Annotated in this window: 23 protein-coding genes; 16 read left to right on the top strand and 7 right to left on the bottom strand. The window is 64.2% G+C overall.

The window, feature by feature from the left end:
* Positions 1-52: 52 nt before the first annotated feature.
* The 3 genes from AKN84_RS31120 (at position 53) to AKN84_RS31110 (ending at position 2,443) form a co-directional block, all read left to right on the top strand.
* Complete coding sequence (locus AKN84_RS31120) at positions 53-1,081, top strand: NAD-dependent epimerase (protein WP_430649945.1); 1,029 nt, start codon at positions 53-55, stop codon at positions 1,079-1,081.
* A gap of 60 nt (positions 1,082-1,141) precedes the next feature.
* Positions 1,142-1,396 (top strand): hypothetical protein, encoded by a 255-nt coding sequence (locus AKN84_RS31115; protein WP_050424308.1) that lies wholly within the window; start codon positions 1,142-1,144, stop codon positions 1,394-1,396.
* A gap of 837 nt (positions 1,397-2,233) precedes the next feature.
* The gene (locus AKN84_RS31110) at positions 2,234-2,443 is read left to right on the top strand and encodes a hypothetical protein (RefSeq protein ID WP_050424307.1); all 210 of its coding nucleotides are present in this window, start codon (positions 2,234-2,236) and stop codon (positions 2,441-2,443) included.
* A 186-nt stretch (positions 2,444-2,629) separates the two neighbouring features.
* On the opposite strand, the gene AKN84_RS31105 is transcribed toward AKN84_RS31110, so the two are convergent.
* A complete protein-coding gene (locus AKN84_RS31105) occupies positions 2,630-2,818 on the bottom strand; it encodes a hypothetical protein (protein WP_050424306.1) in 189 nt (62 codons plus the stop codon).
* A 667-nt stretch (positions 2,819-3,485) separates the two neighbouring features.
* Here AKN84_RS31105 and AKN84_RS31100 point away from each other — a divergent pair.
* The gene (locus tag AKN84_RS31100; RefSeq protein WP_050424305.1) at positions 3,486-3,860 is read left to right on the top strand and encodes a helix-turn-helix domain-containing protein; all 375 of its coding nucleotides are present in this window, start codon (positions 3,486-3,488) and stop codon (positions 3,858-3,860) included.
* A gap of 14 nt (positions 3,861-3,874) precedes the next feature.
* On the opposite strand, the gene AKN84_RS31095 is transcribed toward AKN84_RS31100, so the two are convergent.
* Positions 3,875-4,180: a hypothetical protein gene (locus tag AKN84_RS31095; RefSeq protein ID WP_050424304.1), complete on the bottom strand. Its 306-nt coding sequence runs from the start codon at positions 4,178-4,180 to the stop codon at positions 3,875-3,877.
* A gap of 128 nt (positions 4,181-4,308) precedes the next feature.
* Between AKN84_RS31095 and AKN84_RS31090 the strand changes: the two genes are divergently transcribed.
* A complete protein-coding gene (locus AKN84_RS31090) occupies positions 4,309-5,718 on the top strand; it encodes an undecaprenyl-phosphate glucose phosphotransferase (protein WP_283805551.1) in 1,410 nt (469 codons plus the stop codon).
* A 54-nt stretch (positions 5,719-5,772) separates the two neighbouring features.
* Here AKN84_RS31090 and AKN84_RS31085 read toward each other — a convergent pair whose 3' ends face one another.
* The gene (locus tag AKN84_RS31085; protein WP_050424302.1) at positions 5,773-6,357 is read right to left on the bottom strand and encodes a hypothetical protein; all 585 of its coding nucleotides are present in this window, start codon (positions 6,355-6,357) and stop codon (positions 5,773-5,775) included.
* Positions 6,358-6,361: 4 nt separating this feature from the next.
* Entirely contained in the window at positions 6,362-6,964 is a 603-nt protein-coding gene (locus tag AKN84_RS31080) for a metallophosphoesterase (RefSeq protein ID WP_347337371.1), read from the bottom strand.
* Between the two features lie 23 nt (positions 6,965-6,987).
* Here AKN84_RS31080 and AKN84_RS49425 point away from each other — a divergent pair, with 23 nt between their 5' ends.
* Complete coding sequence (locus AKN84_RS49425; RefSeq protein WP_244485609.1) at positions 6,988-7,176, top strand: hypothetical protein; 189 nt, start codon at positions 6,988-6,990, stop codon at positions 7,174-7,176.
* Here AKN84_RS49425 and AKN84_RS31075 read toward each other — a convergent pair.
* The 3 genes from AKN84_RS31075 to AKN84_RS31065 form a co-directional block, all read right to left on the bottom strand.
* Entirely contained in the window at positions 7,148-8,440 is a 1,293-nt protein-coding gene (locus AKN84_RS31075; protein WP_050424301.1) for a hypothetical protein, read from the bottom strand. The two genes, AKN84_RS49425 and AKN84_RS31075, sit on opposite strands and share 29 nt — an antisense overlap.
* Positions 8,441-8,564: 124 nt before the next feature.
* The gene (locus AKN84_RS31070; RefSeq protein ID WP_050424300.1) at positions 8,565-8,828 is read right to left on the bottom strand and encodes a hypothetical protein; all 264 of its coding nucleotides are present in this window, start codon (positions 8,826-8,828) and stop codon (positions 8,565-8,567) included.
* 130 nt (positions 8,829-8,958) lie between these two features.
* Positions 8,959-9,261, bottom strand: coding sequence for a hypothetical protein (locus AKN84_RS31065; RefSeq protein ID WP_128971292.1), 303 nt, complete (start codon positions 9,259-9,261; stop codon positions 8,959-8,961).
* A gap of 253 nt (positions 9,262-9,514) precedes the next feature.
* On the opposite strand from AKN84_RS31065, the gene AKN84_RS31060 reads away from it, so the two are divergent.
* From AKN84_RS31060 to AKN84_RS31015, 10 genes are all read left to right on the top strand, one after another.
* Positions 9,515-10,672 (top strand): polysaccharide biosynthesis/export family protein, encoded by a 1,158-nt coding sequence (locus AKN84_RS31060; RefSeq protein ID WP_050424298.1) that lies wholly within the window; start codon positions 9,515-9,517, stop codon positions 10,670-10,672.
* Positions 10,673-10,748: 76 nt separating this feature from the next.
* Positions 10,749-12,161 carry an O-antigen ligase family protein gene (locus AKN84_RS31055; protein WP_244485607.1) on the top strand — a complete coding sequence of 471 codons (1,413 nt, stop codon included), beginning with the start codon at positions 10,749-10,751 and terminating at the stop codon, positions 12,159-12,161.
* Between the two features lie 115 nt (positions 12,162-12,276).
* Positions 12,277-12,933 (top strand): hypothetical protein, encoded by a 657-nt coding sequence (locus tag AKN84_RS31050; RefSeq protein ID WP_244485605.1) that lies wholly within the window; start codon positions 12,277-12,279, stop codon positions 12,931-12,933.
* A 129-nt stretch (positions 12,934-13,062) separates the two neighbouring features.
* Positions 13,063-15,336, top strand: coding sequence for a polysaccharide biosynthesis tyrosine autokinase (locus AKN84_RS31045; protein ID WP_050424296.1), 2,274 nt, complete (start codon positions 13,063-13,065; stop codon positions 15,334-15,336).
* The gene (locus AKN84_RS31040) at positions 15,320-16,162 is read left to right on the top strand and encodes a hypothetical protein (protein ID WP_244485603.1); all 843 of its coding nucleotides are present in this window, start codon (positions 15,320-15,322) and stop codon (positions 16,160-16,162) included. The genes AKN84_RS31045 and AKN84_RS31040 overlap by 17 nt, the downstream gene beginning before the upstream one ends.
* A complete protein-coding gene (locus tag AKN84_RS31035; protein ID WP_050424294.1) occupies positions 16,159-16,917 on the top strand; it encodes a class I SAM-dependent methyltransferase in 759 nt (252 codons plus the stop codon). The genes AKN84_RS31040 and AKN84_RS31035 overlap by 4 nt, the downstream gene beginning before the upstream one ends.
* Before the next feature lie 3 nt (positions 16,918-16,920).
* Entirely contained in the window at positions 16,921-18,036 is a 1,116-nt protein-coding gene (locus AKN84_RS31030) for a glycosyltransferase family 4 protein (protein WP_050424293.1), read from the top strand.
* Positions 18,033-19,325 (top strand): O-antigen ligase family protein, encoded by a 1,293-nt coding sequence (locus AKN84_RS31025; RefSeq protein ID WP_050424292.1) that lies wholly within the window; start codon positions 18,033-18,035, stop codon positions 19,323-19,325. Before AKN84_RS31030 ends, AKN84_RS31025 begins: the two co-directional genes overlap by 4 nt.
* Entirely contained in the window at positions 19,322-20,641 is a 1,320-nt protein-coding gene (locus tag AKN84_RS31020; protein ID WP_050424291.1) for a lipopolysaccharide biosynthesis protein, read from the top strand. Before AKN84_RS31025 ends, AKN84_RS31020 begins: the two co-directional genes overlap by 4 nt.
* Complete coding sequence (locus AKN84_RS31015) at positions 20,638-21,264, top strand: class I SAM-dependent methyltransferase (RefSeq protein ID WP_050424290.1); 627 nt, start codon at positions 20,638-20,640, stop codon at positions 21,262-21,264. The genes AKN84_RS31020 and AKN84_RS31015 overlap by 4 nt, the downstream gene beginning before the upstream one ends.
* The last annotated feature ends 12 nt before the right edge of the window (positions 21,265-21,276 follow it).

Raw genomic sequence — 21,276 nt, 5'->3', positions numbered from 1 at the left:
TTGACGGCGTGTGCGGCCTGGTCCGGCGCAAGGCGAAAGGCACAGGCGGAACGTGGTGATCGCAGGCAATCTACTCGTCACGGGCTGCGCCGGCTTCATCGGCTTTCATCTGGCGGAGCATTTGCTGCGGGCAGGGCAGCCGGTCATCGGCATCGACAACCTGAATCAGTATTACGACCCTGCGCTCAAGCGCGCGCGGCTCGATCTGCTCAAGCAGCACCGGGGTTTCACGTTCCTCGAGCTCGATCTGGCCGACCGCGCCGGGATGAAGGCGCTGTTCGAGCGCTATCGCTTCGAGGTCGTGGTGCATCTCGCGGCCCAGGCCGGCGTGCGCTACTCCCTGCAGAACCCGCATGCCTATGTGGATTCCAACCTGGAGGGCTTCCTCAACATCCTCGAGGGCTGCCGGCACACCGCGTGCAAGCATCTGCTGTTTGCATCCTCATCGTCGGTCTACGGCGCCAATACCAAGCTGCCGTTCTCGATCCACGACAATGTCGATCATCCGGTCAGCCTGTATGCCGCGACGAAAAAGGCCAACGAGCTGCTCGCCCATTCCTATAGCCACCTCTATCGCATTCCGACGACGGGGCTGCGGTTCTTCACCGTATACGGGACCTGGTATCGGCCCGACATGGCGCTCTATGCGTTCGCGGACGCAATCACCAAGGGGAAGCCGATCCAGCTGTTCAACAACGGCAACATGCGGCGCGACTTCACCTATGTCGATGACGTGGTCGAGGCGATGGTGCGGCTGATCGGCCGCGCGCCGGAGGGCGACGTCAACTGGTCGGGAGCGCATCCCGATCCGGGGTCGAGCAAGGCGCCGTGGCGCGTCTACAATATCGGCAACAGCAAGCCCGAAGAACTGATGCACGTGGTGGCGCTGCTCGAGCAGGGCTTCGGCCGCCAGGCCGAAAAGCAGTTGCTGCCAATGCAACCAGGGGATGTTCTTGAGACATCGGCCGATGTCTCCGATCTGGAGCGCGACATCGGATTCCAGCCGCAGACGCGGATCGAGGATGGCATTGCCAGATTTGTCGACTGGTATCAGGCTTATCACGACGTCGATCGGAAATAATGCGCTCCTCGTAGATCCGGGCTCGAGAAAAATTTGCGCGGCGTGGAACGGAGTGTGGCGATGAGAGTTATCAGTGGTTTTGCCGTTGCTTCAGCCGTGATCGCGTCAGGCGCGGTCGCTCCGGCATATGCGATCGACGTCCAGGTCGCACGTGCCTGCGATGCTCTGGTCGCGCGGGCATTTCCGCCGCGACAGCCCGGCAATCCCGCCTCCGGCAGCGCGAGGGGCGGCGCGAAGGATCAGCGCGACTATTTCAACAAGTGCGTCGCCAATGGTGGCAAAATGGACGACGACACGTCTCCCAAATCGAAATAGCGCGGGATCACGACGCGCGTTGCCAATTAGCGATGCTTATGGCGATTGATGGCACGACCGGCGGTTCGCTGCGATGATCGCGCCGAGCGCATGCGAGAGAAACGCGAGGCCATTTGCTCCTTCTATTGAAGCCGAAACGCACCGGCGTCGTCCATTGAATTAGAATAGCATTGTCGCATTCGGCCGAGGTCGAGGCGAATCTCCTGCACGATCGAGCGTGTATCGTTGAATCTTTCCATCTCATCGTCAGAACCGATCAGAGCGCCGATGTCCCCGCGGCGCCTCGATGCTAGTAACGGTTCGAAACATTTTGCGGTCGGCGCAGATCGCGGCGTCAGTCGCTGCATCTATGCCGCTCGGTTCAACCTGTTATGCGCAGCGCGAATCTGATTGATTGAGAGCAGCAGATTTAGTGTGTGCATGTCGTCGTTGGTGGAATATCTGGTTCGAGGCTGGAACATCGCTTGAAGCCACAGGCCTTTGACGCGGCGACATTGTGATAGCCCGCAGATGTTCCGCCGGTTTCACCCGCGATTGCTGCGATCAATGATCGTCAAATGATTTCATGCTGTTGGTCACGCCCCGCGGTCGGCGCCAGCTGCGCTGTTTGGCCGCGTGTCGCATCGCTGCCGTCGACATCCCATCGCAGCGACACAATACGGCCATCGATTAAACCTTTCGCGATCAGGTTGTGGAACCAAATTGGAAAAATTTCTGTCAGCGTAACGTTGGTCGCAAACCTGCCCCATTAACCGCTTTCCATGTGCGCCATCTAACTCTGTCATCGAAACTTCAATCACATCGCTCATACCCTTAACCGCAGAGCGAGGGCGCGCCATGAAGCAGCACAAGATCCAACATTTGCATCAGCCGATCGAAGAGGCGTTGCTCGCGACCAACCAATCGCTGCGCAACGAGGTCGTTGCGCTGATGTTGGATATCGCGGAGCTGCGTGAAATTCATGAGCGCCCGGTTGCGTCGCGCTCGTTTGGTGTATCGCGTGAGCAGGCCACCCCGCGCGCTGCGTTGCGCCGGGTTCATCGCTGACGTTCGTCCGCGAATTTCTCACCGCGCAATTGTCGCCACTACTTCCGCGCCGGCCCGGCGAGGGTGGTGGCTTGCCCGTGCTCGCGGATAGCTCAATTTAAGATTGAGGTATGGATCGGCGGCCGATTGCGCTGCGGGCCGCCTGTCGGCTTCCGCGACACGTATGCGTTGAGGTTCGTGTCTGGGTCAGTGCTCTTGCCGCACCGGCTTGTGCGCCACCACATCCGACAGGCGCTCGCGCAGGATCCAAGTCTGCAGGACCAGTTCGACGGCGGTATGCCGGAGCTCGGAATTCTCCGCGACGAGCCGTTCCAGGGCGTCGGTCGCCTCGCTTGACGCGGATTGCTTCCCTTCGAAGACCTTGAGACGCGCCATAGTGTCGATCCTCGTAAAAAGTGTTGATCAGAGGCTGGCCCTGACAAGCGTCAGCACAGAATAGTTCGCAGATCATCCGGCGGTCGTGGTTCCGCCTGATGGCCTGGGGTGGGAAAGCGCTTAATTGATAATTTGTGGATCGAGCTATGAGTGTTAGGCCTCGTGAAAATAATCCTCAAATATGTTGAAACTCTCATGACGCCTAACGTCTTAGTAACTACCGCTGCGCGAGCGCGCCCGCAAGCTGCCGGACGCGAAGGTCGCGGGATTAATTTGTTAGAATTTTGTGAAACTCTCGCTTGGCCGGTGGCGTAACTATCGCGGAGAGGCATGGTGCACTCACAATCTGTCGACGGACCGATTGGATGTTCTCATTTGCTTCTCATTCGGGAATGCAAACGGTGCGCCAGTTATCCAGATCAAATTCTCATACACAGAAAGTCGTATAACTTTTCCTGTGAGGTCGGTCCGGCGCGGGAATATTGCTCATATATTTCGGTAAATACCTTGCAGCTTCGGCATTTCTTCGCAAAATGCAGCATTACCGACGGCAAGTTCGAGGCTCCCGAAAGACCCCCGGGAAATCCTCAATTTGAATTTCCTGTTGCATTTACATAGCTTATAGGCCATGCGATGATTGCTAATCTAGGGGGCAATGAGATGACCAATGAGGCGTCATTCAACTGACGAAATCAGTTCCAAGGTCAAGCAGGCCGAGGAACTCATGGCGCGGGGGCAGTCACAAGCCCAAGCGTGCAAGGTGCTGGGCGTTAGCGTGATGACATTTCACCGCTGGCGCAAGCAGGAGGCCGCACGCGGCCACCAGCCGAATGGTACTGTGACCGAAATCGCCGCTCGCACCGATGATCGAGATGGTATCCCCCACGTCCATAACCGTATTGACGAATTGCGGCTGGAAAATGAACGGCTGCGCCGGATCGTGACCGATCTGCTGCTCGAGAAAATGAAGATCGAGGAGAAGCTTGCGCTCAGGTCCGGTGGCGGGAACGGTTTACCCCGCCGTGGTGAAGTCCAGAGCTGACGAAAGCTGATCCGTTAATGGATACGTGAAGGCCTGGGCGCCAGCAGCAGCTGGTCGCTCAGATGCGCCTTCTCTGACCGTGCGCGCAGCTCCTCGAGGATTGGGCGCAGCCTCGCCTCGGCAAGATCCAGACCTTTGACGATGTCCTGATTCGGCATTTCGGCCGGAAAACGGGCCGATCGCAGCTTTGTTTCGACCGCCTTGACCAGTACCTCGACGTCGTCGCGGTGCTGGCCTGCGACGAGCTCGGCGCCCATCAGGCGGATCAAGTGGAGGAGGGCCACCATGGCGGCCTCGGTTTCGCCAGCCGATGAACTCATGGATGCTCTCTGCCTGATGTTGCCGGCAGGTCTTGCGAGCTCACGACCTGCCTGATATGAAACATAAGAATTGTTAACACGAATGTTAATTCCCGATGACCGACCTTTCGGACGCTCGATTAGCGAAGGTGCCGGTTAACTTCGGCGCCTTCTCGTTCGCGTTTGCCTCTCTCGAAGTGTTTGCCATCGCCTTCGAGATGATCATAGTCGTGCTCTCCAGCATCATCGGCGGCGCGGCCTATCATCTGTTCTACTACCACACGGTTTATAGCAACAGCTTCGAGGGTTTTCTAGGGATCGGGGTCCTCGCCGCCATCCTTCACATGTTCGTGGCGAAGTCGCAGGGGCTCTACAATGCGCAGGTGCTGGCCGGCCTCGACCGACGCTGGAGCAGCCTGCTCGGCGGATGGCTGCTGGTCGTCCTGCTGATGACCCTGATTATCTTCCTCCTGAAGGTCGGCTCCGGCGTCTCGCGCGGATCGGTGATCTCATTTGGCATGATCGGTGGCCTCGGGCTGGTGGCCGGGCGGATGCTGCTGCAGGCGCCGCTGCAACGCGCGATCGATCGCGGCATGCTGGCGACCCGCCGCGCGGTCGTGGTCGGGATGGCGGACGAATTGTCCCGGGTGCGGCAATCGAGCCTGCTGCGCGATTTCGGCCTCAGCGAGGTGCGGCGGATCCAGCTGTCCGGCCAGTCCGACGACGAAGGCGATCGCGCGGCCGTCGCGTCGGCCATTCGTGCGGCACGGGAGTGCGGCGCCGATGAGATCATCCTGGCCATGCCCTGGCAGCAGGAGCCGCGCATTCAGTTCGTCTGCGATCAGTTGCGGGCGTCGCCGCTGCCGGTGCGGCTGCTGCCGGATCGGACGGCGGAGCGATTCCTCGCGCTGCGGATGGTGGCGAGCGGCCCGATACCGACGCTGGAAATGCAGCGCTCACCGCTCACCTCGGTTGAGCGTGCGGGCAAGCGGCTGTTCGACATCGTGGCGTCGAGCGGCCTGCTGGTGCTGTTCGCGCCGCTTCTGCTCGGCACGGCGATTGCGATCAAGCTCGATTCCAGGGGCCCAGTCCTGTTCCGGCAGCGCCGCAACGGGTTCGATGGCAAGCAATTCACCATCCTCAAATTCCGCTCGATGCATGTGCTCGAGGATGGCGACGTCATCGTGCAGGCGCGTCCGAACGATTCACGGCTCACCGGGATCGGCGCGACGCTGCGCCGCCGCAGCATCGACGAGCTGCCGCAGCTGGTGAACGTGCTGCGCGGCGACATGTCGCTGGTCGGGCCGCGGCCGCACGCGCTGGCCCATGACGACAAATATTCGAAGCTGATCGCGAGCTACGCGCAGCGTCAGCACGTCAAGCCGGGCATCACCGGTCTCGCGCAGGTGCAGGGATTGCGCGGCGCGACGCCCGCGATCGAGGACATGCAGCTGCGCGTCGCGCACGACCTGATCTACATCAAGAGCTGGAGCTTTGTCCTCGACCTGCGCATCCTGCTGCGCACGGTCGGCGCGGTGCTGCGGCACAAGGGTGTCTGACGGCCGGACGTCGTGACGGCTTGGCATCCGACGGTCGCCCCGTGCCGGCGCGCCTTACTCCGGAAGGCTCTGGTTGGCGTCCTTGAATTCCGCCTCGATGATGCGCCGGTTGGAGTCGGTCGCCACACGATAGGCCTGGCCGATCGCGCCCTTCAGCTCGGGCGCGCGGGTGAGGATCAGGCGGATCTGCCGCTGCAGCAGATCGACCAGCTCCACATCGCGCGTGGTATCGACCTGCGCCAGCAGGATCAGGCGCGGTGCGATCAGGTCGCTGCGGTTGAAGCCGGTGTAGTACGACATCTTCAGCGCCTTCGATGCGGTCGGGTTCAGCCAGTCGAACCGCCCGGTCGCCGAGGCGAGGCCGAACCAGGCGCCGGCGTCCATCGGCGAGAGCCGGAGCGCGCGCGTGAAGGCGGCTTCGGCCGTCTCGGGCGAGGTCTGCAATTCGCTCCAGCCGTCACGCAGCCACAGCTCGCTTCTGACCACGCCGAGGCCGGCTGCCAGCGCAGGCTTGCCGCGCAATGCATCGGCCGCGAGCCACCAGGCCGACAACGCCAGCGTCGCGGCACCGATCGCGGCCGCGGCCGGCGCGAACGCCGGCGACAGCTGCCGCGCGTATCGCCGGATCGCGTCAGCCATCGTGCTAGCCATGGCGTGCAGCCCGGTTGCCGGTCATCAGCAGGGTTCGCCGCGCGCCCTCCAGCTTGACGCAGGTCAGGCGGCCGGTCGCATAGGCGCCGGTGTCGACATTGATGCGATTGCGCAGCAGCTCGGCCTCCTGCACCGGCGTGTGGCCGTGGACTACGACCTTGCCGAAATCATCTTCCGACATCAGGAAGTCGTCGCGGATCCAGAGCATGTCTTCTTTGCGTTGCTGGTTGAGCGCGACGCCGGGCCTGACGCCGGCATGCACGAAGAAGTAGCGGCTGTGCACGTAACAGATCGGCAGCGAGCGCAGGAAGGCAAGATGGGCCGGCGGCATCTGGCGAACCAGTTGTCGGGCGAGCGCGCTGCGTTCCTCCGCGTCGGGATTGGGCGAGGGTGTCAGTCCATAGGACATCAGCGTTTGCAGGCCGCCGAACTGCCGCCACTGCGCGAGCATGTCGGGATTGACGAGAAACTCAAGCAGGCAGGCCTCGTGATTGCCGAGCAGGCAGACCATGCTTCGGGTGCGGCGGCGCTGATCGAGCATCGCAATCACGTCGCGCGAGTCCGGTCCGCGATCGATGTAGTCGCCGAGGAACACCTGGATCGGCCGCGCGGCCGGAATTGACGGATATCGGCATCGATGCGCGCGCAGATCTCGTGCAGCAGGTCGGCGTGGCCGTGGATGTCCCCGACGGCATAGATGCAGGTTTCGTCGCCCTCGTCATGTTCGAGGTCGCCGGTCTGGCCGACAATACGCCGGAGGAGGCTGCGCATCTGCCGTTTAGCCCGCCTGCAACCGTGAACGGCTGATCCGTTGTGCCAGTCCTGTTCCGATCACGGCTCCCAACACGATCACTCCGGCCAGCGCCGGCAATTCCGGCAAGGTGAAGGCGGCAAGCGCCAGCGTCAGCAGCACGGCCGCTGCCGCCGCGGGATAGGACCAGTCGCGGCCGCGATTGCGTGCACCGGCCGTGAACGCCGCGATACCCACGATGGTAACCGCGAGTAGAGTCCAGAACATGGCGGAACCGAACTGCACGATCAAGGCGGCGGCACTGGTCGCCACCACGGGCCGCGTGGTTGCGCCTTGCCAGTCCATGTAGGTCGACGCCAGCATTGCGGTGGTGCCGGCGCCGCTGCCGAGCGCGGGCAGGTCGGCGAGCAGATTGTGGGTCGATTGCACGAGCTCGGCCGGCGCGTCGGCGAAAGCTGTGGCAAGCGCCACATCGGGATGACGATTGGCGATCGCAGTTGCCAGCGCGATCAGGGCGATCGTCGCGGCAGCGCCGGCGCTGCTCCAGCGGTGCAGATGAAGCTTTCGCGCGGCGAAGGTCATCACGACGAGCGCGATGCCTGCAGCGATTGCGATCGCGGCGCCGCGCCGCCCGTACCAGCAGGCGCTGGCGGCGCAGAACAGCGCGCCGGCGGCAAGCAGCCAGCGCAATCGCGCCAGCTGCGCCGCCGTGCGGCCATCGGCATGCCCGCCGCCATCGAGCGCGCGCGCCAGGCTGAGCGGAACGCCGATGAGAACGACGACCAGGAAGCCGTTTGCGGTCTCATCGCGCGCGGCGTCGACAGCACCAAGCCAAGTTTTGATCGGATCGCTGTATAGCAGCAAGATCAGGGCAGCGACAGCCGCCGTCGCTGCAATGCTGCGGGCCACCATGTCGGCGCGGCGCGGATCGATCGCGATCGCCGCGGCTGATATCATGACCGAGATGAGCGCGAGCCAGAGCAGGAGCGCGCCGAGGCTTGCGCCGGTGTCGATCGTGATGCTGCCGCTGAGCGGCGTTCCCAGCGTTTCGCCGGCGAATTTCCACACCGGGTGCGCCAGGAACGGCAGTGGCAACATCTGCAGAATGATCCAGAGCATCGGCACCAGCGCCGCTGCAACGGCGGGCCCGGCGACCGACTTCAGGAACGACAGTTCACCGGGACGGATCACCATCAGGCCTGCCAGCAGCCCAAGCGACGTTGCGGCGCCGACGAGACCGGTGGCGAGCGAGGCGTCGAACAGACCCAGCGGAATCGACGCACCGATCAGGATGCAGATGAAGGCTGTGACGTTCCACACGAGAGGGACAAGTCCTGAGGAGGGGTTCCTGCGGAAGATGAGAACGCAAGCCAGCGGGATGCCTCGCGCTCGCGTCGAGGTCAATGGAAATCGGGCGCGCCAGATGCGGCAGCGTGGTGCCGCATCAATGTGGGCGGCGCAGGGCGAGCAGCGGCGTCGAGGAGCGGGACCAGAACCGCGGCGCGAATGCGCTCGCGAGGTATCCGCCTTGCAGCGATACGATCGCGGTGATTATGAGCAGCGCGGTCTCGGACCATGCGAGGCGCGCGCCGTCGACGACGGCGAGCAGCGTGAGTTCCGCGAGCATCACCGGCACCAGCACCAGGCAGTGCTGGCGCAGCCCGAGCACGGCGCCGCCGATCAAATTGCCAAGGAAAACAAATAACATAACCAAACCCTGCGCCCGCATCCTAGCGGGCCGGGTCCTAAGCCGGGGTTAAGTCGATCGTCACAAAACGTGTCGGCATGATACCGGCCGGCATGCGAGACGCCGGGCGGATTTGTTAGTCTGTTAACATTCAGAACGGGCGCAGATCGCCATAACTATAGGCGGCCCAGTAGTCACGGCCGCCATAGGGGCCATAGGCGCCGTAGAGCGGCGCGCAGGAGTAGCGATCGGGGCAGCCGTGCCAGCAGACCCGTTTCCACTGGCAGACATCGCCATGACAATATTGCAGCCGCTGGCAGTTGCCGCTGACGCGCTGCACGGCGCGCGGGGTCGGGGAAATGCTCAATTCCGCAGCAAAAGCCCCGGAATTGCCAATGCCGTGCAGCAAGGCGACGGTTCCCAACGCGATCGCCAGTGGCTTCATGCGAACCATCGAACCCTCAATCGTTTAACCCAAACCATCTCATTCACCGATAACTGGAACATCACACGAAATCAAAGCCGGATTGATGTCGCGCGAGCCGTTTGCCGCACGGCAGTGCGCCGGTGTCGCCAAATTGCCTCATCTTGCTAACATTATTTATCAATTGTACCGCACTATATCGCGGAACCTTGTGATTGTGATAGTCGGCGTGTTACGGCACGGCCGGAGTATTTCAATGTGGCGTGCGAATTTCATTCGGATAATGATATTGCTTGCGGCCGCCGTTTCGGTCAGCGGTTGCCACTACATGCCGACCAACGGTCCGACCAGTTCCGATGTCGTCGCCGGGCAGAGGGATCCGGAAAGCCTGCCCTATGCGATGGTCAAGATCACGCCGCAGGTCGAGAACGTGCTGGCGTCATTCGCGCCGCAACTCGCCGGAGGCATTCAGGGTCCGCCGCCCAAGGACATCCATTTCGGCATCGGCGACGTCGTCAGCGTCACGATCTTCGAGGCCGCTGCCGGCGGTCTGTTCATTCCGGTCGAGGCCGGCGTGCGCCCCGGCAACTACATCACGCTGCCGAACCAGAATGTCGATACCGACGGCAACATCTCGGTGCCCTATGCCGGCGCGATCCGTGCCAAGAACCGTACGCCGACCGAGGTGCAGCGCTCGATCGTCGATGCGCTGAAGAACCGCGCGATCGAGCCGCAGGCCGTGGTCGCCCTGATCGAGCAGCGCACCTCGCTGATCTCCGTGCTCGGCGAAGTCAATTCGCCGAACCGTTTCCCTGCCAACGCCGCGGGCGAGCGCGTGCTCGACTCGATCACGCGCGCCGGCGGCCCGAAGGGGCAGGGTTTTGACACATGGGTGATGCTGGAGCGTGACGGCAAGCGCACGACCGTGCCATTCGGCCAGCTGGTCTATGAGCCCAAGAGCAATATCTACGCGCATCCGGGCGATACCATCTATGTCTACCGCGAGCCGCAGACCTTCGTCGCCTTCGGTGCGTCGGGCGCGCAGGGTCAGTTCAATTTCGAGGCCTGGCGCATCTCGCTCGCCGAAGCGGTCGCGAAGGCGGGGGGCCTGAACGATTCCTCGGCCGATCCGGCCTCGGTGTTCGTCTATCGCGGCGAGTTGCCGGAAGTGGCGGCCAAGCTCGGCATCGACGTCAGCAAATATGCAGGGCCGATCATCCCGGTCGTCTACAACATCAATTTCCGCGATCCGGCCGGCTATTTCCTGGCCACGCGTTTCCAGTTGCGCAACAAGGACGTGCTTTATGCGTCGAACGCGGCATCCGTCGAGGATGCCAAGCTCATGCAGCAGATCCGCCTCGTGACCGCAACGGTGAACGATCCGATCGTGGCTGCCTACAACGCAACATTACTTCGTAATTCGATCAAGCTTGCGCCCTGATATTGGGGCGTGAGCCGGCCCGTCCGGCTTCATGACACGCTTACGATTACCTACCGGCTCAAGCGGGGCGACGGCGTTGCCGTGGCCGGTGCGATGGTCGTCGTGGCTGTTCTGCGCCGTCATCGCCTTGGCGCCGCTGCCGCTCGGCTCGGTCGGCGGCGTCGCGTCCGCGATCTGGTCGGTCCTGCTCGGCATCGCGCTGCTCGGCGTGCTGCCGATGCGGTTGCGCGGCAGCCAGCTCGCAATTCTCGCGGTGACGGCGCTGCTGACGGCGCTCGCCATGCTGGTGCTGCACGAGCAATCGGCACAGCGGCCCTGGCTCGGTGTGGCGCCGAATGCGCTGTGGGCGCAGGCCGGCAAATTGCTGCCCGCAGACCTTCCGCCGGCGGTGTCGATCGCAACCAATCTGCCGTTCTACTCCGCCGGTGTCGGGATCGTCTGCCTGCTGAGCTTTGCCATCGGCGTCATGCTCGGCGCCAACCGCACCTTGGCGCGCGGGTTGTTGCGCACGGTGGCGGTGGCCGGCTTGGTCTACGCGGTCACCGGTATCGTCACCTTCGCGATCGATCCCGCCCGGATCTATTTGCTTCACGAGAAGCAGGCGCAGCTGGAGTGGCTGACGTCTCCCTTCGTCAACCGCAACACAGCGGGCATCTATTACGGCTGCTGCGCGCTGATCTGGCTGCTGTTCGGCTGCGAGCTGATCGAACGGCATTGGCCGTCGCGCCGGGCCAGCTTGTCACGCTTGCTCACGCGCCTCGATAGGCCGGCACGGCGCTGGCTCGCCGGTCATGCGCTCGGCTGGCTCGCTTGCCTCGTCGCGATGTTCCTGACCGGATCGCGCGGCGGCGTCGGGATATCGCTGCTCGCCGCGGTCGCAGCGGCCGCGATCTTCTTTCGCAACCGGGTGCCGCGCCGCTACGGCCTGATCATGGCCCTCGGCGTCGGCAGCCTGATCGCGCTGGCGCTGTTTCAACTGCTCGGCGGCGGCGTCGGCGCGCGCTTCAGCACGATCGGCCTGTCGGATGAGGGGCGGTTCTCGACCTATCGCGCGACGTTGCGGATGATCTGGGATCATCCCTGGCTGGGCGATGGTTTCGGGTCCTTTGAATGGGTCTATCCGGCCTATCGCACCGACGACATCTCGCTGCGCGGGACCTGGAACCGGGCGCACAACAGCTGGCTCGAACTGGCGTCCGACGGAGGAGTGTTAATGGCCGGCGCAGTCATGATCGAGCTGCTCGCAGCCTTCGGCGTGCTCGCGCATGGCGTGCGGACCCGCCGCCGCGACGTGATCGTGCCGCTGGTGGCGCTCTGCGCGTCGGCTGCCGGCGCGCTGCATTCGATGATCGATTTCTCGCTCCAGATCACCGGCTACGCCGTTGTTATCGCGGCCCTGCTTGGGGCGGGCCTGTCACAATCGTTCCGCTCCGGCGGAGCCGCCGGCAGCGGTCGCGGCGACGATGACGCCGATGTTACATCGGGTTAGCCAGTTAACGTTGATTTCGCCGGCGAGCCCGGGCGCGCGGCCGGGCAGGGGTTTTAATTGGCGCGATAACTCCGACTATGCTAACGAACTGTTAGTATTCGTTAGGGAGATAGCAGTGTTCACATTTGAGCGATCCGGCGGTTTTTCCGCCCTGGCGATGGTGGTCTTGTTGGCGCTGGCGGCGCCCATTGGCGCCGCGGTGGCGCAAACGCAGGGCGGGCTGATCCAGCTCTCGCAGGCGGTCACGAATTTCAAGGCCAATCCGGAGCAGTTGCTGGCCCAATTTCCGAACGCGGGCGTGGAATTGACCTCGCGGGCGCGCGACTTCGCCCTCAACGATCCGACATCGCTCGGTCCGCTCATCGCGTTGCTCGCCAAGGCGAGCAAGGACCAGAAGACGGCGATCGCCGCCGGTCTCGCCCAGGCGGCGCGGATCGTGGTGCGCAGCAACCAGCCCTATGCGACGCGCATCCAGCAGGCGATCGCCGACACCAAGGATCTCGACACCGTGATGGCGTTTGCCGCAGCGTCAGGTGATAGCGGCACCGCCGCGACCGGTGCCGGCGGCGCGGGCAGCGCCGGCGCATCCGGCGGCCAGACCAGCGCGATCGGCGTCACCGGCGCCGGCGGCGGCGCGCTCGAGGCGATCGGCGGCAACAGCGTGAACACCGGCATTTTCAGCTTCACCTCGTCGGTCAGCAGTTCGGGCAACACGACGACGGGGACGACCACGGGCACCGGCACCGCGCTGATTTCAACCGTGACTCCCTGAGCGGGCTTCCGGTCGCCAATGGAGAACTCTCTGCAGCAATGCACTTCGATGTCGGCGGCGGGACGCTACCCGATGCCATTGGAGGGCGCGCGGGCAGGCACCAGCCTGCCGGCGCGGCGATAGGACGAAATGCTTCAGCGCAACCAGATTCCGCCGTCTGTCGATCTGAGAAATCGTCCGGCCGAACTGCCGTCGCTGGCGGAAACCTTCGACGCTTTCGTCACCTATCTGCTCCGGCAGTACTGGGTGATCCTCGGGACGGCTGGCCTGTGCCTGTTCGGCGGCATCTGCTATCTGATGACGGCGGCGCCGAGCTATACCGCGCTTGCCACGATGATCATCGACACGCGCAAATTCCAGGCCTTCCAGCAGCAATCGCCGGCAAATGACGTCCCGGTGGATTCCTCCGCGGTCGAGAGCCAGGTCGAAATCCTCAAGTCGGAGAACGTGGCGCTCGCGGTGATCCGCGATCTCAAGCTCAACGAGGATCCGGAATTCATCGGCTCCAGGGCCGGTGCGGCGGGAGCGGTGCTGGATTTCGTGTCCGGCCTGTTTGCCGGCAGCGCGCCGCCCAACGAATTCGACCGGACCCGGCGTGCGGTGCGCGCCTTCCAGAAGCAGCTCGACGTCCGCCGCCGCGGCATGACCTATGTGATCGAGGTCAGCTTCCGCTCGCTCGATCCGGAGCGCGCGGCGCAGATCGCCAACGCCGTCGCCGACGCCTATATCGTCGACCAGCTCGACTCCAAATATCAGGCAACGCGTCGCGCCAGCGTCTGGCTGCAGGACCGCATCCAGGAGCTGCGCACGCAGGCATCCAATGCCGAGCGCGCGGTGCTCGACTACAAGAAGAGCAACAACATCGTCACGTCCAGCGGCAAGCTGCTCAACGAACAGCAGCTCGGCGAGCTCAACACGCAGCTGGTCCATGTGAAGTCGCAGGTCACCGACGCCAAGGCCAAGCTCGACCGCATCGAGGCTGTCGTGAAGGGCGGCGTCCCCGATGCCACGGTTGCCGATACGCTGAACAACCAGGTCATCACCAAGCTGCGCTCGCAATATCTCGAACTCGCCAACCGCGAGGCCGACTGGTCGTCGCGCTATGGCTACAATCACCTGGCCGCCGTCAATCTGCGCAACCAGATGCGCGAGATCCAGTCGTCGATCATCGACGAATTGAAGCGGCTCGCCGAGAGCTACAAGAGCGACTATGCGATCGCGCTGCAGCGCCAGAACGAGATCGAGCGCGCCGTGAACGATTCGGTGTCGCAGTCGCAGTCCACCAACCAGGCGCAGGTCACGCTGCGTGAGCTCGAGAGCTCGGCACAGACCTATCGTTCGCTCTACGACAATTTCCTGCAGCGCTACATGGAGAATGTGCAGCAACAGTCGTTCCCGGTCAGCGAGGCGCGGGTGATTACCCGTGCCTCGCGCCCCCTCGGCAAGAGCCATCCGCAGACCCTGGTCGTGCTGGCGCTCTCGGCGCTCGGCGGCCTGATCGCCGGGCTCGGGCTTGGCGTGTTGCGCGACCTCTATGACCGGGTGTTCCGCACCGCTGAAATGGTCGAGACCATCCTCGACGCCGATTGCGTCGCCATCGTTCCCCGCGTCTCGCCAAGCCAGCTCAAGGCACCGGTGGCTGGGCGTCCCAACTTGCCGGTGGGGCCGCGCACGATCCGGCGCGGCGACGAGCCGGTGCTGTGGGCGGCGATCGATGCGCCGTTCTCGCGCTTCTCGGAAGCGATCCGCTCGATCAAGGTCAACGCCGACCTCAATGTTACCAAGCCGTCGAAGATCCTTGGCCTGACCTCGGCGCTGCCCAACGAGGGCAAATCGACGCTGGCCTTCGTGTTCGCGCAACTGGTCGCCCAGAGCGGGGCGCGCGTGCTGCTGGTCGATTGCGACCTGCGCAATCCTTCGCTCAGCCGCAAGGTCGCCGCCAACGCCGAGCGCGGCATTCTCGATGTGCTGTCGAACAATGCGACCTTGCACGACACACTGTGGCGCGATCCGGAGACCGGCCTTGCCTTCCTGCCGGGTGCCACCCGGTCGCGCATCGCGCATTCGCACGAGGTGCTGGCCTCCGACCAGATGAAGGATTTCATCGATGGGGTCCGCGGCCACTATGATTACGTCATCGTCGATTTCCCGCCGCTGACGCCGGTGGTCGATGTCCGCATCACCGCGCACTTCGTCGATTCCTTCGTCTTCATCGTGGAGTGGGGCAAGACCCAGGTGCAGGTGGTCGAGCGCGCGCTGCGCAGTGCGCGGGCGGTCAACGAGAACCTGCTCGGCGTCGTGCTCAACAAGGCCGATATTGCCGCGATGAGCCGCTACAGCGGCTACGGCGGCAAGAATTACTATTACAACTCGCACTATGGACGATATGGCTACACCGAGTGAGACGCGAGGCGAGATGCCGCGGCGCGCCGCCGCTTGGCTTGCGCGCGGCTTCCTGGCCGCGGTCGCGTGCTGGTCGGTCGCCTGGGGCTCGGTCACCTTGCCGGTCTTTGTCGAGCAGACCCGGCTGGATGGCGCCAGGGACCTGATCCTCCGCAACGTACCGGTCAGCGACGCCGAGCTCGGTGACCTCGTGCCGTTGCTGTCGCGCGCCGAGGCGGAAAAGGATTGCGTCCCGGCAATCGATCGCAGCGCGGCGGTGATCCGGCTGCGCCTCGCCGAGAACGCACTCGCATCCGGCGATCAGGTGGACGCAAGGATGGGGGAGCTCGACGCGGCGGTCCGCAAATCGCTGGGCTGCGCACCGGCCGATCCCTATCTCTGGGTCGTGCTGTTCTGGCTTCGCAACACAAGGCAGGGCTTGAGCGATGCCAATTTCGACCTGCTGCGAATGTCGTATCGGCTCGGACCCAATGAGGGCTGGATCGTCGTCAAGCGCAGCGCCATGGCGCTCGCCATGCTCGATGCGCTGCCGCCCGACCTGTCGGACGCGGTGGTTGCCGAGTTCGCGCGCCTCGTGAAGACCGAACTGTACACCGAGGCGATCGATCTGCTGAAGGGACCGGGCTGGGCGCACCGGGACAGGCTGCTCGCCGGCCTTGCAGCGGTCCCGCAACGGAACGTCGACATCCTGACCAAGACCATGGCCGACATCGGATACGACCTCGACCGCCGCTCGCCGGCCGAGCGGCGCAATCTGGAGCGCAAATCGAACGACCGCCTCGACGAGCTTGCCCGAATGCCGCCGGAGGCGAGGGCCAGACCATGACGATGGAATTCAGCGTCGGACAGCACAACGCGCATTATGAAGGCGTCTACTCGGCGCAGGAGCGCGACTGGCGCCGCGTCTGTGCAGTCGACAAGGCCGATCATATCGCCGGCCTGCTCGGTGCGTCCGCGGCCGGCGTCGGCAATGTGCTCGAGGTCGGCTGCGGCACCGGCGCGGTGCTGGCGCGGCTGTCCGCGATCGGCATCGGCCGCGACTTCACCGGCATCGACGTCATCGATCCCGCGACCAACCTGGAGATCGACGGCGCCGCAGCGGTGCCGTTCCGCTGGTCGAGCTATGACGGTGCAACGATCCCGTTCGCTGACGGATCGTTCGACCTCGTCTATGCCAGCCACGTGCTGGAGCACGTGCCCGAACCGCGCGCATTGCTGCACGAGCTTGCCCGCGTTGCGCGGACTTTCATCTACATCGAAGTGCCGTGCGAACTGCACGCGCGGACCAGCCGCCGGGCGCTGCAATCGACGCTCGACATCGGCCATATCAATTTCTACACGCCCGACACATTCCGCCTGGTGCTGGAGACCGTCGGACTCCATGTCACCGGCTTCGGCACCTATGACCACAGCCTGCCGGTGCACGCATTTCATTCATCGCGGATGAAGGGGCTTGCAAAGAGCATTGTGCGGAAGTCGCTGCTGGCGGTCAGCCCGGCGTTCGCCACCCGGCTTGCGACCTATCATTGCGGGGCGCTCTGCCGGCGCAGCGAGGCGCTGACGCCGCCACGGGGCGGTTAGGCCATGGCGCCGCGCGTGGTCGTCTTCAACAACATGATCACCCCCTACACCAACCGGCTCTACAACGAGCTGGTCGATCGTGGACTGGATCTCGCGGTGCTGTCCTGCACTGCGCAGGAGGCCGATCGTTCCTGGGCCGGAACATTCACGCCGCGTTACACGACGCGCACGGTGCCCGGAGTCTCGATCGCGCTCTCGCGGTCGCGTCACACCCATCTCAACATCGGGATCGGGCGCGCCTTGAACGCGCTTGCGCCCGACCTGCTGTTCGTCAACGGGCTTTATCCCTCGATGCTAACGGGCGCGGCGTGGGCGCGCGCCAACGGCAAGGCGCTCGCGCTGACGATCGACGGCTGGCGCGAGACGATGCCCAACACGGCGTATCATCGCCTGGCGCGGCCATGGCTGCTGCGCCAGTGCGAGGCGGTCGTGTGCTGCAGCGACAAGGGCAGGGCGTATTTCCGTGGCCAGGGCGTCGGCGACGACGATCTGTTCGTGGTGCCGCTGGTGCCGGCATGGGATCCGCCCGAGACCGTGCCGGGCTTCCACGACCGTCCATTTCATCTGCTCTGGTGCGCCCGCATCAACGATGACGCCAAGAACGCGGTCTTCTTCGAGAACGTCACCATCGCGCTCGGCCGGGTCTTGCCTAGGCTCAGGGTTCGCGTGGTCGGGTCCGGCGCCGCCGAGGCGCGGATGCTGGCGCGGCTCGATGGCGCCGGCATCGATGTCAGCTACGACAGCTATGTGCCGTGGCATGCGATATCGGAAGTCTTTCTTCAATCCCAGCTGTTGCTGCTGCCCTCGTTGCTGGAACCGTGGGGATTGGTGTGCAACGAAGCCTTGCAATGCGGGGTTCCGTGCCTGGTGTCGCCGCATGTCGGAGCGGGCGGCGAGTTGGTGCGCGACCATGTGAACGGCCATGTCTGCGCGCTTGATGAGCAGGCGTGGGTCGACGCGGCGCGCGGCCTGCTCGAGCATCCCGCGCGCTGGGAGGCGATGTCGCAGCGGGCCCGGCAGAGCGTGCGACGCGATGCGCTTGCCGACGCCGCGGCACGCTTCATGGCTGCGGTCGATCATCTCGCGAGGGCGCCGGCCCGGCAGGAGGCCGTTCAATGATCGGCCGATGGTGGTTTCGAACCGACGTCTTTCTGCACGCCTATCTGGTGATGGTGCTCGGCTGCATCTATTTCCTGTTCAATTTCATCGAAGGCATCTCGTTCGCGGAACGGGCCGGCGAATCCACGCTGTTCCGCGCTGCGTGGCTGTTGCTTTACATCCTCTTGATGCTGCACATCGCGGTCGATCGGAAACGCTTCGGCCTGCTGATGCTGCAATCGCATCTCTATCTCACATTCATGGCCTTTGCGCTGGTGTCGCTGGCGCTGAGCGCCGACCCCGCGGGCGCGTCGGTCAAGTTCGCGATGTATCTGCTCACCACGATGTTCTCGGCATGGGTCGTGGTCAGCTGTCCCGTCGACCGTCTCGTCGACACCTTGTTCCGGATCGGGATCGTGGTGCTGATCGTGCACGTCCTGCTGTTTCCGGTGATCGGCTCGCAATGGGATTACGATCCGCTGCATCGGCCGACGGTGCTCGGGACCCAGGCCTATGCCGGCGTGTTCGGCCACAAGAACCTCGCAGGCGCTTTCTTCGGCCTGATGGTGCTGATCTGTTTCGTGCGCATGCTGGCAGGGCCGCGCAAGCAGTTCGGCTGGTCGCTGTTGCTGATGGGATGTCATCTCTTTGCGCTCGCTGCGGCCGGCGCCGCCGGACCGCTGATCAGCATGCTGACGGCGCTCGCCGTGACCTTCGGGCTGCTGCTGGTGGTGCTTGGGCACAGAGGCGCGGCCTCGATCTACTGGCTTTGCCTCGCTTTTGTTGTGCTTGTCGTGTTCGCCGTGCCGAGCGACGAGTTGTACGGGCTGGTCGGCCGCAGCGGAAACCTGACCGGCCGCTCGTTCCTCTGGTCGGTCTGGCCCTACTTCTTCTGGCAACACCCCTGGCTCGGCTACGGCTTTTCCGGGTTCTTCAACGAATTGCCGAACTCGCCGGCGAACGAGCTGACCAGCATGGCGCCCTGGAATACCGAGTTCGGCTCATTCGAGAATTCCTATCTCGACGCGTTTCTCCAGTTCGGCCTGCTCGGTGGTGCGCTCTATATCCTGCTGTTGGCGCGCGCGTTGTGGAACACCATCGTCTTCACGTTCGAGCGGAAAGGGATGTATTGGCTCGCGCCGTTTGCGATGCTGCTGTTTGTCGTGATCGCGTCGGCCAACGATTCGAGCCAGCTGCTGCACAATTATTTCGGCTGTGTGTTGGTGTTCTGGTGCTATTTCGGCCCGGAGGCCCGGCTGCAAGTGGCGCCGCGGCGGGCGTTCACCAGGCTGCGTGTGAGTGAGGCGTGAGTGCGTTGACCGAAAGGCTCGACCGAATGGCGGCCCAGACCCGGGTCGCCGGCGCCGTTGGCGGAGCACTCCGCCGGCTGCGCCGCGCCGGGGGCAATGTCGCGCTCGGGCTGATCGACCAGGCGCTGCTCAGCGGCTCCGCCTTCGTGCTGACGATCGTGCTCGCCAACGTGCTCGATATCAGTTCGTTCGGCCAATTCAGTATCGCCTGGTCGTTCTCGATCCTGATCGAGGCGGTGTTCCTGCGCGGCCTGTTCGACGACGGCTTGCCGGCGACCGCGCATCGCATTCCGAAATCGCTGTGGCCGCAACTGCGGTTCGGCCTCTATCTGTCGTCGCTCGGCGTTTCCGCTGCGCTTGGCCTGCTGCTGGTGATTGCAGGTTCGGTGATCGTCGCGATCGGCGGCAACGCGGGTGGGCTCGTGATCGCAACCGGGCTCGCGATCCCCGCCGTTCGTTTGCAGAGCATGTTCCGCCGCATCTGCTATCTCGACGGGCGATTGCCGCGCGCGGTCGTGTCGTCGCTGACCTATTGCGTGGTGCTCGTCGCCTCGGCCGGGCTGATGATCACGCTCAAGCTGACCGGCGCCGCGGCGGCGATGGCCTGCATCGCGATCTCGGCGGCGGTGGCCGCGAGCCTGCTCCTGGTCCACACCGGTGAGCTGGCCCGGCCGCACGCCAGAATCTTCCGCGGCTCGTTGCGGCGGCTGTTCAGGAACGGCCGCTGGTTCGTCGCGACCTCGCTCACTTATTGGATCGGCAGCATCGGGCTGATCCCGGTCTGCGGCCTCCTGATCGGGCTGGACGCGAGCGCGTCACTGCGGATCCTGCTGCTGGTGTTCGCGCCGCTGAGCCAGTTCTGCGCGACGATGTTCTCGGTCCGCCTGCCGGAGATCGCAGCCGAACTGCGCGCCGGCAGGCGCCGCGCGGTCGCCGCCGCGGCGCGCGAAAATGCCCTGCTGCTCGGATCGATCGCCGCCGCCTATAGCGCGATGGTCGTGCTGTTCGGCCAGCGTATTCTTGCGCTTGTCATCCACGGCCAAACCTACGAAATCGGCACCGGCAGCCTCGCCTTGATGGGCCTCGCGATGGGGCTCGACGCGGTGTGGCTCGGCCTTGCGCTGCCGCTGTTTGCGACCGGGAAGCCGCAGCGGTTCATGCTGAGCCGCCTGGCCGGCCTCGTCGCGCTGTGCTGCGTGCTGCCGTTCGCGGCACAAGCGTGGCTGGTGATGGGCGCGGTTGCGGCGATGGTGGCCTCGAGCGGGGCGTCGGTGATCACGGTCGTGCTGACCAATCAGGCGCGGGAGCAGGCATGACCGACGACACAGCCGGCCGCGCGCTTTCGAAGCTGCATATCGGCGCCTTCAACTGCGGCATCGAGGGCTGGATCAACACCGACATCACGATGCATCTGTGGATCGCGCGGCTGCCGTTCGCGGCCAAAGCGCTGCATCTGGCAGGCCTCTTGAGCGACGCCCGTTATGCCGAGCACTGCCAGGGCAAGTTTGCCGGGCTCCGCTACATGGACCTGACCAAGCCGCTGCCGTTTGCCGATGGCAGCGTCTCGGCGGTGTTCAGCGCGCATGTCTTCGAGCATCTGTTTCCCGACGAGATCGAGCGGCTGGCGCGCGAGATCGCCCGGGTGCTGGCGCCGGGCGGGGTGTGCCGCATTGTTGTCCCGGACATGGAACGGATCGTCGCGCTCTATGATCCCTCTGCGCCGCAGGCCTTTCTCAAGGGCGTGTTCGAGATCGAGCACCGCAGCGAGGCCGCCTTCGCGCATCATTGGGGTTATACCCGCGCCTCGCTCGCAACGCTGTTCCGAGACGCGGGGTGTTCGCAGACCCACACAAGGGCGTATCGCGAGGGCGTTTGTCCCGATATCGACCGGCTCGACAACCGGCCGGACGAGTCGATCTTCTTCGAGGCCGTCAAGTAGCAGGAGACTGAC

The sequence above is a fragment of the Bradyrhizobium tropiciagri genome (genome assembly GCF_001189845.1).
In the GTDB taxonomy this organism is placed as follows: domain Bacteria; phylum Pseudomonadota; class Alphaproteobacteria; order Rhizobiales; family Xanthobacteraceae; genus Bradyrhizobium; species Bradyrhizobium tropiciagri.
The sequence above is the reverse complement of the archived record's forward strand: the minus strand, read 5'-3'. Positions and strand labels throughout refer to the sequence as shown.